This window comes from Pseudomonas sp. AC247 (assembly GCF_979258015.1).
In genome coordinates, this window is record NZ_OZ409829.1 from 3,363,766 (window position 1) to 3,379,456 (window position 15,691).

General features: G+C 61.1%; 13 protein-coding genes. All 13 read left to right on the forward strand.

Going from position 1 to position 15,691, the window contains the following annotated elements; all coding sequences use genetic code 11:
- The first annotated feature begins 246 nt into the window (after window positions 1–246).
- The 13 genes from ACZZ0B_RS15245 to ACZZ0B_RS15305 are packed head-to-tail and all read left to right on the forward strand — an operon-like array spanning window position 247 to window position 15,491.
- Entirely contained in the window at window positions 247–1,599 is a 1,353-nt protein-coding gene (locus ACZZ0B_RS15245) for a UDP-glucose dehydrogenase family protein (RefSeq protein WP_008084483.1), read from the forward strand.
- The gene (locus ACZZ0B_RS15250) at window positions 1,596–2,633 is read left to right on the forward strand and encodes an NAD-dependent epimerase (RefSeq protein ID WP_463545655.1); all 1,038 of its coding nucleotides are present in this window, start codon (window positions 1,596–1,598) and stop codon (window positions 2,631–2,633) included. Before ACZZ0B_RS15245 ends, ACZZ0B_RS15250 begins: the two co-directional genes overlap by 4 nt.
- Before the next feature lie 18 nt (window positions 2,634–2,651).
- Window positions 2,652–3,398 (forward strand): sugar transferase, encoded by a 747-nt coding sequence (locus tag ACZZ0B_RS15255; protein ID WP_008084479.1) that lies wholly within the window; start codon window positions 2,652–2,654, stop codon window positions 3,396–3,398.
- Entirely contained in the window at window positions 3,398–4,045 is a 648-nt protein-coding gene (locus ACZZ0B_RS15260; RefSeq protein WP_008084477.1) for a CpsD/CapB family tyrosine-protein kinase, read from the forward strand. Before ACZZ0B_RS15255 ends, ACZZ0B_RS15260 begins: the two co-directional genes overlap by 1 nt.
- Before the next feature lie 21 nt (window positions 4,046–4,066).
- The gene (locus ACZZ0B_RS15265) at window positions 4,067–5,092 is read left to right on the forward strand and encodes a polysaccharide biosynthesis/export family protein (protein WP_008084475.1); all 1,026 of its coding nucleotides are present in this window, start codon (window positions 4,067–4,069) and stop codon (window positions 5,090–5,092) included.
- A 16-nt stretch (window positions 5,093–5,108) separates the two neighbouring features.
- Window positions 5,109–6,701: a GumC family protein gene (locus ACZZ0B_RS15270; protein ID WP_440096583.1), complete on the forward strand. Its 1,593-nt coding sequence runs from the start codon at window positions 5,109–5,111 to the stop codon at window positions 6,699–6,701.
- Window positions 6,686–7,789, forward strand: a complete 1,104-nt coding sequence (locus ACZZ0B_RS15275) for a glycosyltransferase family 4 protein (protein WP_463546942.1) — start codon at window positions 6,686–6,688, stop codon at window positions 7,787–7,789. The genes ACZZ0B_RS15270 and ACZZ0B_RS15275 overlap by 16 nt, the downstream gene beginning before the upstream one ends.
- Window positions 7,786–9,159 (forward strand): O-antigen ligase family protein, encoded by a 1,374-nt coding sequence (locus ACZZ0B_RS15280; RefSeq protein WP_463545656.1) that lies wholly within the window; start codon window positions 7,786–7,788, stop codon window positions 9,157–9,159. Before ACZZ0B_RS15275 ends, ACZZ0B_RS15280 begins: the two co-directional genes overlap by 4 nt.
- Window positions 9,156–10,124, forward strand: a complete 969-nt coding sequence (locus ACZZ0B_RS15285; protein ID WP_463545657.1) for a glycosyltransferase — start codon at window positions 9,156–9,158, stop codon at window positions 10,122–10,124. Before ACZZ0B_RS15280 ends, ACZZ0B_RS15285 begins: the two co-directional genes overlap by 4 nt.
- Window positions 10,117–11,253 (forward strand): glycosyltransferase, encoded by a 1,137-nt coding sequence (locus ACZZ0B_RS15290; RefSeq protein ID WP_463545658.1) that lies wholly within the window; start codon window positions 10,117–10,119, stop codon window positions 11,251–11,253. Before ACZZ0B_RS15285 ends, ACZZ0B_RS15290 begins: the two co-directional genes overlap by 8 nt.
- 13 nt (window positions 11,254–11,266) lie before the next feature.
- Complete coding sequence (locus tag ACZZ0B_RS15295; RefSeq protein WP_463545659.1) at window positions 11,267–12,268, forward strand: polysaccharide deacetylase family protein; 1,002 nt, start codon at window positions 11,267–11,269, stop codon at window positions 12,266–12,268.
- Complete coding sequence (locus ACZZ0B_RS15300) at window positions 12,265–13,572, forward strand: lipopolysaccharide biosynthesis protein (protein WP_463545660.1); 1,308 nt, start codon at window positions 12,265–12,267, stop codon at window positions 13,570–13,572. The genes ACZZ0B_RS15295 and ACZZ0B_RS15300 overlap by 4 nt, the downstream gene beginning before the upstream one ends.
- Window positions 13,569–15,491 (forward strand): hypothetical protein, encoded by a 1,923-nt coding sequence (locus tag ACZZ0B_RS15305; protein ID WP_463545661.1) that lies wholly within the window; start codon window positions 13,569–13,571, stop codon window positions 15,489–15,491. Before ACZZ0B_RS15300 ends, ACZZ0B_RS15305 begins: the two co-directional genes overlap by 4 nt.
- The last annotated feature ends 200 nt before the right edge of the window (window positions 15,492–15,691 follow it).

Below are 15,691 nucleotides of genomic sequence, written 5' to 3' on the forward strand. Positions count from 1 at the left end.
AAGTTGCTGAAAGCCTTTAATTTCGCGGCCTTCGACCGTTTATCGTTTTCTTTTAAATGTGAAAAAAGCGTCAAGCACGGGACAAATCCAGCAATAGCAAGCACTTGATGGCCAATCGCCCCCAAAATTGGGGCTGTTATACAGGTGCAACATGTCATTTTGCTGACACGCTTTTCCCACCCTGCGCTATACCCCTTTTGACAGTCTCATTTCGAACTCTTCCACCGTCTTACGAGGCACGCCAATATGGACGTGAGCGTATTTGGTACGGGCTATGTTGGCCTGATACAAGCAGCGGCACTTGCCGATGTTGGACATCGCGTTTTGTGCGTGGATATTGATCCGAATAAAATCAAGCAACTGCAACAAGCAGTTCCTCCGATTAGTGAACCGGGCTTATCCAGCACACTGGAAGAAAACATTAAAGCCGGGCGCTTATTGTTCAGTACCCAGGCCAGCGATGCGGTCGAGCACGCCGAGTTGATCTTCATCGCCGTGGGCACGCCTGCCGATGAGGATGGCTCCGCCGACCTCAGCCACGTGCTCAACGTTGCCCGGCAGATCGCCTCGCACATGGAGGCCGATCGCACGCTGATCATCAAATCGACGGTGCCGGTCGGCACGGCGGATCAGGTGCTGGCCGCTGCCAACAGCGAACTGCTGCTTCGCGGTAAATCCGAGCTGAACGTGCGCGTGGTCTCCAACCCGGAATTCCTCAAAGAAGGCAGTGCCCTCGCCGACTGCATGCGCCCGGACCGGATCATCATCGGAGCCCGCGACGACGCGGCGCGCGAGCAGATGAGTGAGTTGTACGCGCCGTTCTGCCGCAACCACGAAAAATTGATGTTCATGGACAACCGCAGCGCCGAGCTGACCAAGTACGCGGCCAACGCGATGCTCGCCACGCGCATCAGCTTCATGAACGAATTGGCCAATCTCACCGAGCTGCTCGGTGCCGACATCGAGGCGGTGCGCAAAGGCATCGGCTCTGATCCGCGCATCGGTTACCACTTCATCTATCCGGGCTGCGGCTTCGGTGGCTCGTGCTTTCCCAAGGACCTGCGCGCCCTGCTGCACACCGCCGAACACAACGGCATGCCGCTGAAATTGCTGCGCAGCGTCACCGACGTCAACGACCTGCAGCGGCACATTCTGTTCAGCAAACTCAAAGCACAGTTCCCGCAAGGGCTGGCCGGCAAGTCCATCGCGGTCTGGGGCCTGGCGTTTAAACCGAACACCGATGACATGCGCGAAGCGCCAAGCCGTTATCTGATGGACGCGCTGTGGGCCGAAGGTGCCAGCGTGCAGGCCTATGACCCGGAAGCCATGTCCGAATGCCGCCGCCTCTACGGCTACCGCAACGATCTGCACCTGTGCGCGACCCGCGACGACACCCTCGAAGACGCCGATGCGCTGGTGATTTGCACCGAGTGGAAAAACTTCCGTGTGGTCGATTTCGAACTGCTCGCGGAAAAGCTGCGTTCGAAGGTGATCATCGACGGCCGCAACCTGTACAACCCGGAACAAGTGGCCGCCGCCGGCCTGCATTACAGCGGCATCGGCCTGCGCCACATCGCGCCCGAAGGACTACGGCCATGAAGGTTCTGGTCACCGGCGCGGCCGGTTTCATTGGTGCTCATTGCGTGTTGCGGCTGATGCGCGACGGGCACTCGGTGGTCGGCCTGGATAACTTCAACAGCTACTACGACCCGCAACTCAAGCACGACCGCGTGCAATGGGTGCGCGAGCAGGTCGGCGATTTCCAGCTCGCAACGGTTGACCTGGCCGATGCCTCGGCCATGGAAGCGCTGTTTGTCCGCGAACGCCCGCAAGTGGTGATTCACCTCGCGGCGCAAGCCGGGGTGCGTTATTCGCTGGAAAATCCACGGGCGTACCTGGACAGCAACCTCAACGGATTCCTGAACATTCTGGAGAGCTGCCGGCATCACCCGGTCGAGCATTTGATCTACGCCTCGTCGAGTTCGGTGTACGGCGCCAACCAGCACACGCCCTACTCGGTGAAGGACGGCGTCAACCACCCGCTGTCGCTATACGCCGCCACCAAAAAAGCCAATGAGCTGATGGCGCATAGCTACAGCCACCTGTTCGGCATTCCCTGCACCGGCCTGCGCTTTTTTACCGTGTACGGTCCTTGGGGCCGGCCAGACATGTCACCGATCCAGTTCGCCCGGGCGATCAGCGAAGGCGAGCCGCTGAAGCTGTTCAACTACGGCGAGCATCAGCGCGATTTCACTTACGTCGACGACATCGTCGAAAGCATCGCCCGCCTTATCGAACAACCCCCGCAGGTCAACCCGCAGTGGGATCGCGAGCAGCCCGACCCGGCCAGCAGCATGGCGCCGTGGCGGTTGTTCAACATCGGCGGGCAGCACCCGGTCGAGCTGAAAACCTATCTGGCGCTGATGGAAAAACACCTCGGCCAGAAAGCCCTTATCGAGCTGCTGCCGCTGCAACCGGGCGACGTGCTCAACACCTGTGCCGACGCCAGCGATCTGGCCCAGGCCACCGGATTCCAGCCACGCATCGAGCTGGACGAAGGACTTGGACGATTCATCGCATGGTTTCGCGACTACTACCCCACTGCCTATCGCCCACGCGCCGCTCGCGGCTGAACATCAGCGGAGGACTTTATGACTGGACATGAAAAAGGTGTACCGATCCAACAACTGCAGCGCGACAAGCGCATGGATCCGGAACAGCGAATGCGCCTCGATGCAGCGATTCACCGTCAGGGTCGCGGCTGGTTTACCGGCCGTGACGGCGGTCGCCCATGGCAGCTGTCGCGCACCAACCGCGTGGTCGCCTGCCTCGGCGCGCTGACCATTCTGTTGCTGATTTCGCCGCTGTTGCTCGGGCTCGCACTGGCCATCAAGTACTCCAGCAAAGGCCCGGTGATGTTCGTGCAAAAGCGCACCGGTTATCGCGGTCGCAAATTCGGCATGTACAAATTTCGCACCATGGTCGCCAACGCCGAAGAATTGAAAGAGTCGCTGCGTCACCTCAACAAACACGGTGCCGACGCCATCGACTTCAAGATTGACCAGGACCCACGCATCACCGGCATCGGCGGTTTTCTGCGGCGCACCAGCCTCGATGAACTGCCCAACCTGATCAATGTAGTGACCGGCGACATGCGCCTGGTCGGACCACGTCCGACCTCGTTCAACGCCTACCGCTACAAGGACAGTCACCTCGCCCGTCTGGCGATCTACCCCGGCATGACCGGCCTGTGGCAGATCTCCGGGCGCAGCAATATCGACTTCGACCAGCGCGTTGAGTTGGACCTCAGCTATATCGCCGAGCAGAGCCTTTTGCTTGATCTGAAGATTCTGTTGAAAACCCCCTTCAAAGTATTCAGCGGCCACGGAGCAAGCTAATGGACGGTTCAACCAACAAAAGCCTGAGCATCGCCAATCCCAGCGAATCGAACCTGACCTCGACCGTGCTGGATCTTGATCTGCGGATCCTGTTCCTGACCGCCGCCAACCCCGGCGCGGGTACGACCACCAGCGCACTGGCGCTGGCCAGCCAACTGGCGCAAATGAGCAGCGGCCAGGTGCTGCTGGTCGACGCCAGCCAGTCGGCGAGCAACCTCACCCAGCAACTGAACCTGAGCAAGGAACGCGGCCTGCGCGACTTGCTGTTCAACCCGGACAACCCACCGCTGTTGCAGGATTGCGTGGTGCAGGTGTCGAGCCTGCCCTTCCACGTGCTGCCCAACGGCCGGCCGATCCGCACCATGGAACACCTGACCGCTGAGCGCCTGAGCCCGTTGCTCGATCAACTGGGCAGCCAGTACCGCTTTGTGGTGATCGACGGCGACGCGGTGTATTCCGCCGCCGACACGCTGGTGATCAGTACGCAAGTCGATGGCGTGGTGTTCGTGGTGCGCGCCGAAGACACCCGCTGGGAAGTCGCCCAGGCCGCCGTGCAACGCCTGACGCAGGCCGGGGCAAAAGTGGTCGGTAGCGTGTTCAACCGGCGCAAGTACTACATGCCCAAATGGCTTTACAAAAACCTCTAAGCGAACGCGAAGGATGACGCCATGAACGCCAAGATTCTTGTGCTGCTGATGCTGCCGCTTGCAGGTTGCTCCAGCACCTCCGAAACCCAGAACATGCCGGTGAATATCCTCACCGCCACGCCGGCCAACGCCCAAGCGACTGATATGCCGAAGATCGAGCAGACCCTGCGTCCGCAGGATGTGCTCGACGTGATCTTCCACATCAGCACCAGCGGCTCGGACGCTTACCGTGTGCAGTCAGGTGACCAGATCGGCCTTAACTTCACCGCCGCCAGCCAGCTCAACGGCAATCAACTGGTGCTGCCCGACGGCACCATCGAACTGCCGGGCGCCAACACTTCGGTGAAAATCGCCGGGCTGACCAGTGATCAGGCCCGCGAAGAAATCCAGCGTGCCTATCAGCGCAAACAACTGTTCCAGCCCAATCGCAATCAGTTGACCGTGCAGATCATCAGCCCGCTGACCAATGAGCAGAACCTGAAAAGCGCGCTGAATCACCCGGCCACCGGCATGAGCCGCGAGATCACTGTCGGCACCGACGGCTACGCGAGTTTTCCGGAAATCGGCGCCGTGCCGCTGCAAGGCATGACCGTCAATCAACTGGAAACCTTCCTCAACAAGAAGTACGCGCAACTGCCCGGCCGGATGACCGTGGACGTGCTGCTGAAGTCCACCGCCGGCAACGAAATCTATGTGCTCGGCGAAGTCGGCCAACCGGGTTCCTACCCGATCCGCCGGCCGGTCTCGGTACTGGAAGCGCTGACCCTGGCTCGTGGCACCAACGTCAAGGCACGCCTTGATTCGGTGGTGATCATGCGCCGCAACGGCAATCAGGTGCAGGCGGTGCGTTACGACGTCGAGAAGGCCCTGTCGGGTGAGGCGCCGCAAATCGCCTACCTGCAACCGGACGACATGCTCTACGTGCCGAAAACCAAACTGGCCAGCGCCGGCGAACTCGCCCGGCAATTGGCCGACGTGGTGCTGTTCCAGGGCGTCGGGTTCAGCTTCGGCTACCGCGTCGACAACAAAGACAGTGACAGCAACTAACTCTCAGGTGACCGACATGAATCCAAAGGAAAACTACCTGCACGAGTTCTTCAGGATCTTCTTCGCCAACAAGCAACTGGTGAAACGGGTCTTCCTGATCTTTGCAGTGATCGCCCTGCTCCTGCCACTGGTGCTCAAACAGAGCTTCGATATCACCGCGCAGGTGATCGTGCAGTCGAAAAAACTCTCCCAAGGCGACGCCACCACGTCGCTTACGGTGGACAACGCCACCTTCATTCCGCCGTCGCTGGCTGACATGGAAACCGAGAGCAATATCCTCCGTTCGCCGGCGCTGATCCGCCAGACCATCAGCGAACTGCGCGACAAGGGTGAGTACACACCTTCGCCGGGCATCTTCAGCAAACTGGTAGCCGACCCGTTCAAGCGCTACGTCAGTTCGCCGCTGCGCCAGTACGTGATCAACCCGGTGCGCAATATGCTCGGGCTTGAGACCGATCCTGTGCGTGACACCGCGCTCGATGCCTTGACCCAGCAGGCCATCGACAGCCTGAAAATCGAGACGCTGCCAGGTTCCAACGTGATCTCGATCATCTACAGCTTCCCTGATCCGCATCAGGGCACGACGTTTGTCGCCGCCCTCTTGCAGAACTATCTGGTGAGCCGTCAGGCCCTGCAGTCAATCGACTTGCCGCAGTCCTTCTACGAGTCGAAAAAGCAGGTCTACCAAGTGCGTCTCGATGGCCTCGAAGGTAACCGTCAGGCCCTGCTGGAGAGCGTTGGCTCGTCGGATCCGAAGGAAGAAATCACCTTCCGTCTCAACGCGATCAACACCGAAGAGCAGGCGCTGAACCTGTACCAGGATCGTCTGCTGCAGAGCCAGCGCTGGCTCGAATACTTGAAAACCAGCCTCGCCGCCGCGAGCAATAACAAGCTCAACGACTACACCTTCCCCTACACCTTCACCACCACCGTCGACAACGTGGCGTTCGAGGATCGGGAAATCAAACAGCTCGGTGAGCAACTGACCACACAGGTCAGCCGCTACATGAACGATCTGGCAGTGTTTCAGCCGAGCAGCGAACCGATGCTGCTGACCCGTGAGCAGATCTCCCGCACCCGCGGACAGTTTCTCAAAGTGGTGAGCAACCGCATTCAGGAACGCACCAACGATCTGGCGGTGGTCAAGCAAGTCATCGATCAGAAAACCGCGCGCATCGCTGACTTCAAGAACCGCATCCACGAGTTGCAGCAGACCCAAAGCAAACTGCGGCAGATGGACACCGAGATCGATGCGATGCATGCCGCGTTCTCGACCTACGCCCAACGGTTTGCCGAAAGCAGCACCACGCGGTCGCTCAGCGATGATCTGTCCAACGCCCGGGTGCTCAGCCCGCCGTTCGAACCGACCGAAGCAGCGTTCCCGAAACCTGGCCTGATCATTCCGTTCGGCTTGTTCACCGGGTTGCTGCTGGCGATTGCCCTGGTCTACGTGCGTGAGTTCTTCGATCACCGTTTCAAACACCCAGCGCAAATCAGCCACGAACTGGGCGTGCCGGTGCTGCTGGTGATCAACGACCAGAACGCGCTGCCAAGCAATCCGCACAAGAACTGGACCGTGCCGAGCTTCCTGCACTGGGTGCGCAATTGAACATCGCACCCTCCCCTGTGGCCGCGCTGCCGATCATTCATTTGCTCAGCAGCGGCGGTTTCTATGGGGCCGAGCGGATGTTGCTGGATCACTGTCTGGCGACGCCGGGGCAGCATCAGGTGCTGTTCCTCGACGCGCCGCCAGAATTGATCGCGCGCTTTCGCGAGGCCGGGGTCGACTGTCGTGGCTGTGCCGGGCTTGGGGAGTTGCTGCGGCACTTGCGCCAGCGTCGCGGTGAAAAGCCGTTGATCAACACGCACAATTTCAAGGGCCTGTTGTTTGGCTGGGTCGGCGCGACGTTATGGCGCCTGCCGCTGGTGATCACCCAGCACGGGTTTACCCCGCGCAGTCGCAAACAGAAGTTTTACACCTGGCTCAGCCTGCAACTGTGCCGCACCGCGTCGGTGGATCGGGTGGTGTGCGTGGCGGAAAGCATCGCCACGCTGCACCGTCAGGCCAGCGTGCGGGCGGATAAGTTGCAGGTGATCCCCAACGGTTTGCCGGCGGCAGCAGCCATGGTGCCGGATGCGAATCGGCAACGCTGGCTGGCCGGTTACGTAGGTCGTTTGAGCAGTGAGAAAGGCCCGGATCTGTTTCTCGACGCGCTGATTCCGCTGTGTCATCAACATCCGCAACTGGATGCGGTGATGCTCGGCGACGGCCCCGAGCGCGAGGTGCTGCAGGCGCGGATAGACAACGCTGGTTTGCACGAGCGGATTGGCTTGCCCGGTTATCAGACCGCCATGCAACCGTGGTGGCAGCAATTCGATGCGCTGGTAATCAGCTCGCGCACCGAAGGCACGCCGATGATTTTGCTCGAAGCCATGCAGGCAGGGGTGCCGGTGGTGGCGTTCGGCGTCGGCGGGATCCCTGATGTGCTGGAACATCGGCACAGCGGTTTACTCGCCACACCGACCGACTGCGCGGATCTCACCCGCCAGCTCGACACGTTGCTGAGCGAGCCGAAACTGGCCCGGCAACTGCGCGACAACGCAAAACGCACGCAACAGGATCGCTACGACCTCAAGGCCCTGGCCGAGCGTTGGTCGCAGCTGTACATCCGCACGGCACGGGAGGCACGCGCATGATTTTCCCGCTCTCGATCGTCAGTTTTCTTGGCCTGGTCTGCATCGCTTTGCTGGCCAGCCCCTATCCGTATCTGGCCCCGGGGGCGGTGCTTGGGCTGGTCGGTTTCGCGGTGTTGTATCGCAAGCCGACCTGGGGCCTGCTCGGCATCGTCGCGCTAGTGCCGTTTGAAGGATTTTTCAAAGACAGCCCGCTGTCCGGCAGCAAACTGCTTGGCGCAGGGCTGGCAGTGATTTTGATGCTGCAACTGGCGCTGCATCAGATTCCCTCGGAACGCTTGCGCAGCAATATCTGGCGTTTCCTGATCTGGTTCATGCTGTTGTACTTCCTCAGCCTGCTCAACACCGATGATCTGGGCATGTCGCTGGGGCATCTGCGCGAGCTGAGCGTGGGGCTGATTCTGTTCGTCATCACCCTGTTGATCGGCCGCGAACTGAATCTGGATCTGTTTGCCCGCCTCGCCACCCTCGCCATCAGCACCACCTGCGCAATGGCGATGTTCTCGGCCAAATTCCAGGACCAGGGCCGCGCCGCCGGGTTGCTCGAAGACCCTAACGCCTTCGCGATGCTGATTGCTTTCGCCATTCCATTGGCCCTGCTGCTGGTGATCCGCAGCCCGAACCTGCTGCACCGCTTGTTCTGGGGCGGTTGCTGCCTGCTGTTGCTTGGCGGCATGACCAAAACCGAATCGCGCTCGGGGCTGGTGGTGCTGGCGCTGAGCCTGTTGATCGGCTGCTGGCACTACCGCTCGCAACTGACCCACATCCGTCCACGGCATCTGGGTTTCGCCATGCTCGGCGCGGCCATCGTGATTCCGTTGGCGATTTATGCGATGCCCGCCGGTTACCTCGCGCGGATTCAGTCGCTGAGCGTGTTGAGTGCCGGTGCCAAGGGCCACAACGACGAATCCCTCGGCCGCCGCGCTTCATACATCGTGGTCGGCAGCCAGATGATCCGCGAGAACCCGCTGCTCGGCTCCGGCCCCGGCACCTTCCCGCTGCATTACGCGACCACTGGCTACGCCAAGGCGTTTTCCGCCAACCGCAAGATCGGCGACTTGTACCGCCGTGCGCACAACACCTATCTGGAAATTTTCAGTGAATTGGGCGTTCCTGCCGGATTGTTGTTCGTCGGCATGCTCGGCCTCGGTCTGTACAACCTAATTCGCGCGCGCGCCGCGTGGATGCTGCGCCGGGATGCGTATCAGGCGGACTTGATGACGCACCTGGGCGTGAGCTTCCTGTCGCTGACCCTGTTCCTGATGTTCCTCAGCGCGCCGAACCAGAAGTACGTGTGGATCATGCTCGCGCTGACCAGCGTACTGCGCCTGAAAGCCGAACAGGCGCCATTGGCGATGGAGGTGAAGGCATGAGCCTGATCAGCATCGTTATTCCGATGTTCAACGAGGCGCGGCACATTGGCCGCACGTTGCTCGCCGCACAAAAAGCCGCGTTCGCCGCCAATGTCGAATGTGAGCTGATCGTCGTCGATAACGGTTCAAGCGATGATGGCCCGCACATCGCCCGCCAGTTCGGTGCGACGGTGTTGGTATTGCCGGGGTTGTTGATCGGCGCGTTGCGCAATCGCGGCACGGCCATCGCCAGCGGTGAGTGGCTGGCGTTCATCGATGCCGACATCGAAATGCCGGAGAACTGGCTCAAGCCATTGTTCGACATCGAGGCCAGCGGCCAGGCCGATGTTTTCGCCCTGGATCTGCACACGCCCGCCGAAGCGCCGTGGTACGCCACCGCCTGGCAACGCCGGACCTTGCGCGTGTCGTCGCAGGCCTCGCATGCTGTCGATTGGCTGCCCAGCGCCAACCTGCTGATGCGCCGGCGCTGGTTCGACAAGGTCGGTGGTTTCAACGAAACCCTGCGCACTGGCGAGGACAAGGAATTCACCCTGCGCCTGCACGAACAGGGCGCGCGACTGCTGTCGATCAATGACAACGTCGCCCTGCATTGGGGTTACGAGATGAACTGGCGCGAGTGGATGGGCAAGGAATTGTGGCGTCAGGGCAGTCATCTGCAACTGCTGCGTACCCATGGCTTCAGCCTGCGCCTGCTGCGTTTCCCGATGCTGTCGCTGTTCGTGTGGTTGCTGGATTTTCTGGCGATTTCGGCGCTGCTCGACGGCTTTCCGCATCACGCGGCCGTCATGGTCACGCTGACACTGATACCGGGGCTGGTGCTCAGCCTGCGCCAAAGTTTCAAACACCGGAACATCGGCCTGACCCTTCAACTGTGGGGCCTGCACTGGGTGCGTCTGCACCTGGCCGGCGCCGCGTTCATTTTGAGTCTGTGTCATTGGAACGCCAGGAGGCCTGCCCGTGGCTGAGTTCATTTTCTGGATGTGCCTGTTGCTGCCGGTCTACGCCTACTTCGGCTACCCGCTGCTGCTGACGCTGGTCGCGCCGCTGTTTCCGGCCTGGCGCCACACCCCGGCGCCGCCGCTGCATGTCAGCATCGTGATTGCCGCACACAATGAGGCGCGGCATATCGAGCACAAGTTGCGCACGTTGCTGGCGCAGGACTATCAGCCAGCGACCCTGCAGATCATTCTTGCCAGCGACGGTTCGACCGATGACACCGTGGCCTGCGCGCACAAAATCGTCGACTCGCGCATCACCATTCTCGACCTGCCGCGCCAGGGCAAAGCCGCGACGCTGAATGCCGGCGTAGCCCTGAGCACTGGCGACATTCTGGTGTTCACCGATGCCGATAACCAATGGTCCCGCGAAACCCTCGGCTACCTGCTCGCACCGTTGAATGATCCGCAGGTCGGCGGCTGTGCCGGGCACATGGTGATCCCGGTCACCGGCGGTGGCTTGAGCGTTGGCGATAGCCTTTATCGGCATTACGAAGGCTGGTTGCGCCGGGTCGAGAACCGCACCGGTTGCATGGTTTCCGCCGACGGCGCCCTGCTCGCCCTGCGCCGCGAGTTGTTCCAGAACGTGCCGGCCGAGGTCAACGACGACTTCTTCATCAGCACCTGCGCGCCGGTCGCGCACAAACGCATTGTCTATGTGCCCGAGGCGCAAGTGATCGACCACGGTGTCGATGAGGCGGACAAACAATTCCGTCGCCGTCAGCGCGTCACCGTCGGTGGTTTGCAAAGCCTTGCGCAACGTCGCGAGCTGCTCAATCCGCTGAAATATGGTCTGTATTCGATCGCGTTGATCAGCCACAAACTGATCCGCCGACTGGCGCCGATCCTGTTGCTGCCGCTGTTGCTGAGCAACTTCTGGCTGTGGGACGACCACGGTTTCTATCGCCTCGCCCTGATCGCGCAACTGTTCGGCTACGCCATTGCGATTGCCGGGCTGCTGGATTCGCAACACCGCTTGCCGAAACCCTTCCGCCTCGCCGCGTTTCTGCTGGTCACCCTCGCCGGGATGAGTCTTGGCCTGTGGCAGTTCCTGCGCGGTCAGCGGTATGCCCAGTGGAATCCTGAACAGAACCGTTAAGAGGACCGAAGCCATGGCGATCAAGCAACTACTAAAACGCACCAGTGGCTGGCTCTATCTCAACTCGTCGATGGGCCGCAACCAGTTGCACGGCGCCGGGGTGATTCTGATGCTGCACCGGGTGCTGGCCAACGACCGCGCCGCCGACCTGCCGCACCGCAACGAACTGTGCGTGGGGCCGAAAGCCTTCGAGCATTTGCTGGTGTGGCTGCGCAAGCATTTCGATTGCGTGCCGCTGATGGAAATCCTCCAGCCCAACTCGCTGCGCACCGAGCGTCCGCGCGTGGCGCTGACCTTCGATGACGGCTGGCGCGATAACGCGGTCAATGCCTTCCCGTTGCTGCAAAAACATCAGGTGCCGGCGAGTATTTTTCTCTCCACCGATTTCATCGGTAGCCGCCAGCGCTTCTGGTGGGAAAGCCTCGGCGAAACCCTGTGGGGCAGCCACGGCGACAAGGCGCGGATGCATTTGATCGAATGCCTACACAGCCTGCATCACCCGCTGCCGGTATTGCTTGATGACATCGACGTCGACCGGCGCAGCCTGGCGCTGCTGCATTACCTGCAAGGGTTGAAGTCGATTGACCCGCAGGAGCTGGAACGGCTGACCGATGAGTGCCCGCAGGAGTCACAACCGCAAGCGCTGGACTGGCATCAGGTGCGCGCGCTGGAGGCCTCCAGTCTGGTGCGTTTCGGCCCGCACGGTGCCAGTCACGCGATCCTCACCGGCCTCGACGATGTGCGCCTGGACGAAGAAATCACTCGCAGCCGCGATGCCCTGTACAACGGCTGCAACCGGCCGCTGCCGGTGTATTGCTACCCCAATGGCGACAACGACGAGCGCGTGCGGCAACAGATTGCCAATCATGAATATCCGTTTGCGCTGGGTACCGGCACCGGCATTTATCGCGGCGAAAGCGATCCGCTGAACCTGCCGCGTTTTGGTGTCAGCCAGCGCACCGCACGCAATCCGGAGTTGTTGTCGTGGCGGATTTTTCGCGGGGCGCGGCCATGAGCCGAAGCAACTACCTCAAGCATCTGGCGCTGAGCATGGGCACCAAACTGGCGATGATCGCCCTGCGCTTGCTGCGCAACGTATTGCTGGCGCGGATTCTCGGGCCGAGTGAGCGCGGGCTGTTTGCGCTGCTCAGCACCCTGCCGGATCTGATCAGCGCGGCCACCAGTGGCGGCTTGAATTCGGCCGTGGGTTATCAGGCGGCCAAGCAGCGGCCGATGGGTTTGCTGCTGAGTCAGGTGTTGGTGTTCGGCTGTTTGCTCGCGGCTTTGCTGACCTTGCTGGTGGTGGCACTGGTGCGTGAATTCGGTAGCGAACTGGATGTCACGATGCAGCTGGGCTTGCTCGCTTGGCTGTTGTTGTTGGCGGTACCGTTGACGGTGCTGAAAAGTGGTTTGCTGACGCTGCACAACGCCTCGGGTGGTGTGGTTGCGTTCAACGCCTTGCGTCTGGTCGAGTCGCTGGCGCCGCTGCTGCTGTTTCTTGCGCTGTTCTGGATGTGGAAAAGCGCCGCCCTCGAAGCGGCGCTGATCAGTTGGCTGGCCGGGATCAGTCTGGTGGTGCTGGCCGGTTGGGTCTGGCTCAAACGCGCGCAACCTTTGCAGTTGCAATGGGACCGCGCCAGCCAGAAAGAACTGCTGCGCTACAGCGCGCGCAGTCATCCGGATCTGTTGTTCCAGCAAGTGATCCTGCGTTCGGATTATCTATTTATCGGCGCCCTGCTCGGCAGCACCGCGCTCGGTCATTACGCGATGGCCAGTGCTGCCGCCGAACTGCTGCTGATCGTCCCGGAAGCGGTGACCACGCCACTGATGAAACGCCTGTTGCAACAGGACGAAGGCATGGACAAGGTCACGCCGCTGGCCCTGCGCCTGACGGCCACGGTAATGCTCGGCGCCTGCCTGACCATGGCGGTGATTGGCGAATGGCTGATCGTCACCTTGTTTGGTGCGGTGTACCAACCGGCGTATCCAGCCCTGCTCGCCTTGCTGCCGGGGCTGTTGGGCCTTTGCTACGCGAGCATTCTGCGTCTGGATCTGCTGGGCAAGAATCGCCCGGGCACGGTGTCGTTGCTGATGGGCTTGGGCGCTCTGCTCAATCTGGCTTTGAACCTGGTCATGATTCCGGCTTACGGGATTGTCGGTGCGGCGGCGGCTTCATCGATTGCCTACCTGGCGGTGACCGTGGCGATGCTGGTGCTTTACTGCCGTTTGAGCGGCGTGCCGTTCTGGCAAGTGCTGATCATTCTGCCCCGCGACCTCACGCCGATGTGGCTGATGCTGCAACGCCGGAAAACTGCATGAAAGGCCTGGCCCTGTTGCTCGGTCTCGGCCTGTCGCTGGACGCCTTTGCCGCGTCGATGCGTTGGGGCGAGATCCGCGACGGCAGTCTGTATCTGCAAGCGGATCGGCCGGACACGGTGACCGTACGCTGGACGCCTGCGTGGCAGGCCGAGGCCAATGAAGAGCATGTGTACCTGCTCGACGGTCAGGGCAAACTGGCGGGTGATCGGTTTATCAAGGCCAGCGAAGTACGTGGCAGTCAGAGCTGGCCATTGTTGCCCGGCGCGGCCAGTTATCGGCTGGAGATTCCCGGCTACAGCTTCCGCAATTATCGCGTCGAGCATGACGAACGCACGGTCGCGTTGTTCGCCCCGGCGAAAGTGCATTTCAGCGCTGATACGCACAATGGCGACGAGTTGTATTTCAAGGTTGCGCCGGGTGAGCACGCGGTACTGGCCGGCAAGTTTCATGGCGGTGTCAGTGGTTTGCAGGCGCAGCGGGTTGGCGATGATCAGCAACTGACCTTGGCGCTGAAACCCTACCGCGCCTATTGGCAGTTTGATCAGGTGGCCCTGCCGGTCAGCGAGCGCGAGCAAATCTGGCGCCTGCGTTTGCAAGGCAGCGGCAAAGCGGCGTTCTGGCTCGATGGCACGGCGAACCTGTTCGCACAGAATCCGCAGCAACTGAAACCGCTGCGCGAAGACGTCGGGCAAACCCGTTTGACCCTGCACGATAAAGTCCTCGGGCGCACGCCGGATCTGGGCATCGCCCTGCCCTACGTGATGCCGCCGCCCGCCAGTCACGCGGCGCTGGATGCGCTGAAACCGACGGCAGCGAGTTACTACAGCTTTGTTGATGTGATGGCGAAGAATCCGCATTTCGAAGACGCGTTCCGTCAGGTGTACCAGGAGCGTTTCGGCATCAAGCAGGACATCACCTTGCTGGCCGGCAGTCAGCGTCAGGCCGATCTGCGCGCCGATGTGCAGAGCAACAGCGGCCTCGATGCGTGGCTGGCCGGGACGCGTGCGCTGGGCGGCAAAGGTACGCACTACATTGGTTTTGCCGACGAGCCGAACCTCAATTACTCCAGCTACGCGCAGTATCAGGCGATTTTCACCAGCATGGCCCGGCAGGTACACAGCGACCCGGCGAATGCCAAGGCCGGCGTGCGCATTGCCATGCCGGCCAGTTCGCGTCTGGTCAACGGGCCGTTCGCCGACAACGCGGTGAGCAAGCGCGGGATCGATTGGGCGCGGCGTTTGCTCAGTGAATCCGGCGATCAGGTCGATGCGCTGGCGTGGCACGAATGGATGATCCGCGACCTGCTCGCCACGCGCGTTTATCGCGACAGCGTGCGCCGTGCCGCCGAACTGGTTGGCCTCGACAGCCAAGGCCAGCCGCGCAAAGCCTTGCTGCTCGATCAGACCAATATGTCCAGCGGCTCCAGCCTCAGCCCCTACGATCAGGAAACCCACTACGCTTCGCTGTGGTGGGCGTCGGTAGTGATCAACGCTTCGCAGGATGGACTGCTGAGCATGCTCAGTTGGTTCCAGGCTGCCGATGAGCCGCAGCATCCCAAGGGCATGTTGCGGGTTTCGGCGGATGAACAACGCTTCGAGCTGAAACCCGTTGGCCTGGCGCAGCAGTTTATCGCTGAGCACTGGCTGCATCAGGTGCTGTGGCTGGAGAACGATTCCTTTGAAGTCGATGTGCTGGCGATGGCCGGCGACGATCAGCGTGGCTTGCTCGGGGTGAACAAAGGCACGCGCCTGCAACGCATGAATCTGAGCGGCGCCAAGTGCCCGCTGAACAACGGCGCCCTACGCTACTTCGGCGCTGACAACCGCAGCCGCGACGCACCGTTCACCTGCCGCGATGGACGCGTCAGCTTTGATCTGCCAGGCCAGACCCTGTTTGCACTGAGCTGGATCGCGTCATGAAGCCAATTCCGAACAATCATGAGAAAGGCCAGGCGAACCTGAAAACTGTGGTGATGAAGCTTTTTTATGAAGGGAGTTTGTGGTGATGGAAGTTGTGTTGAACAGTTTTTGTGGCGAGGGGATTTATCCCCGATGGGCTGCGAAGCGGCCCCCGCTTTTCAAGTTAGAGAAGCGACGACTGCTACGCAGCCGATCGGGGA

Excerpts from the sequence above, each read along its gene's own strand:
- ACZZ0B_RS15245 (WP_008084483.1), top strand. The coding sequence starts at position 247 with ATGGACGTGAGCGTATTTGGTACGGGCTATGTTGGCCTGATACAAGCA.
- ACZZ0B_RS15250 (WP_463545655.1), top strand. The coding sequence starts at position 1,596 with ATGAAGGTTCTGGTCACCGGCGCGGCCGGTTTCATTGGTGCTCATTGC.
- ACZZ0B_RS15255 (WP_008084479.1), top strand. The coding sequence starts at position 2,652 with ATGACTGGACATGAAAAAGGTGTACCGATCCAACAACTGCAGCGCGAC.
- ACZZ0B_RS15260 (WP_008084477.1), top strand. The coding sequence starts at position 3,398 with ATGGACGGTTCAACCAACAAAAGCCTGAGCATCGCCAATCCCAGCGAA.
- ACZZ0B_RS15265 (WP_008084475.1), top strand. The coding sequence starts at position 4,067 with ATGAACGCCAAGATTCTTGTGCTGCTGATGCTGCCGCTTGCAGGTTGC.
- ACZZ0B_RS15270 (WP_440096583.1), top strand. The coding sequence starts at position 5,109 with ATGAATCCAAAGGAAAACTACCTGCACGAGTTCTTCAGGATCTTCTTC.
- ACZZ0B_RS15280 (WP_463545656.1), top strand. The coding sequence starts at position 7,786 with ATGATTTTCCCGCTCTCGATCGTCAGTTTTCTTGGCCTGGTCTGCATC.
- ACZZ0B_RS15285 (WP_463545657.1), top strand. The coding sequence starts at position 9,156 with ATGAGCCTGATCAGCATCGTTATTCCGATGTTCAACGAGGCGCGGCAC.
- ACZZ0B_RS15295 (WP_463545659.1), top strand. The coding sequence starts at position 11,267 with ATGGCGATCAAGCAACTACTAAAACGCACCAGTGGCTGGCTCTATCTC.
- ACZZ0B_RS15300 (WP_463545660.1), top strand. The coding sequence starts at position 12,265 with ATGAGCCGAAGCAACTACCTCAAGCATCTGGCGCTGAGCATGGGCACC.
- ACZZ0B_RS15305 (WP_463545661.1), top strand. The coding sequence starts at position 13,569 with ATGAAAGGCCTGGCCCTGTTGCTCGGTCTCGGCCTGTCGCTGGACGCC.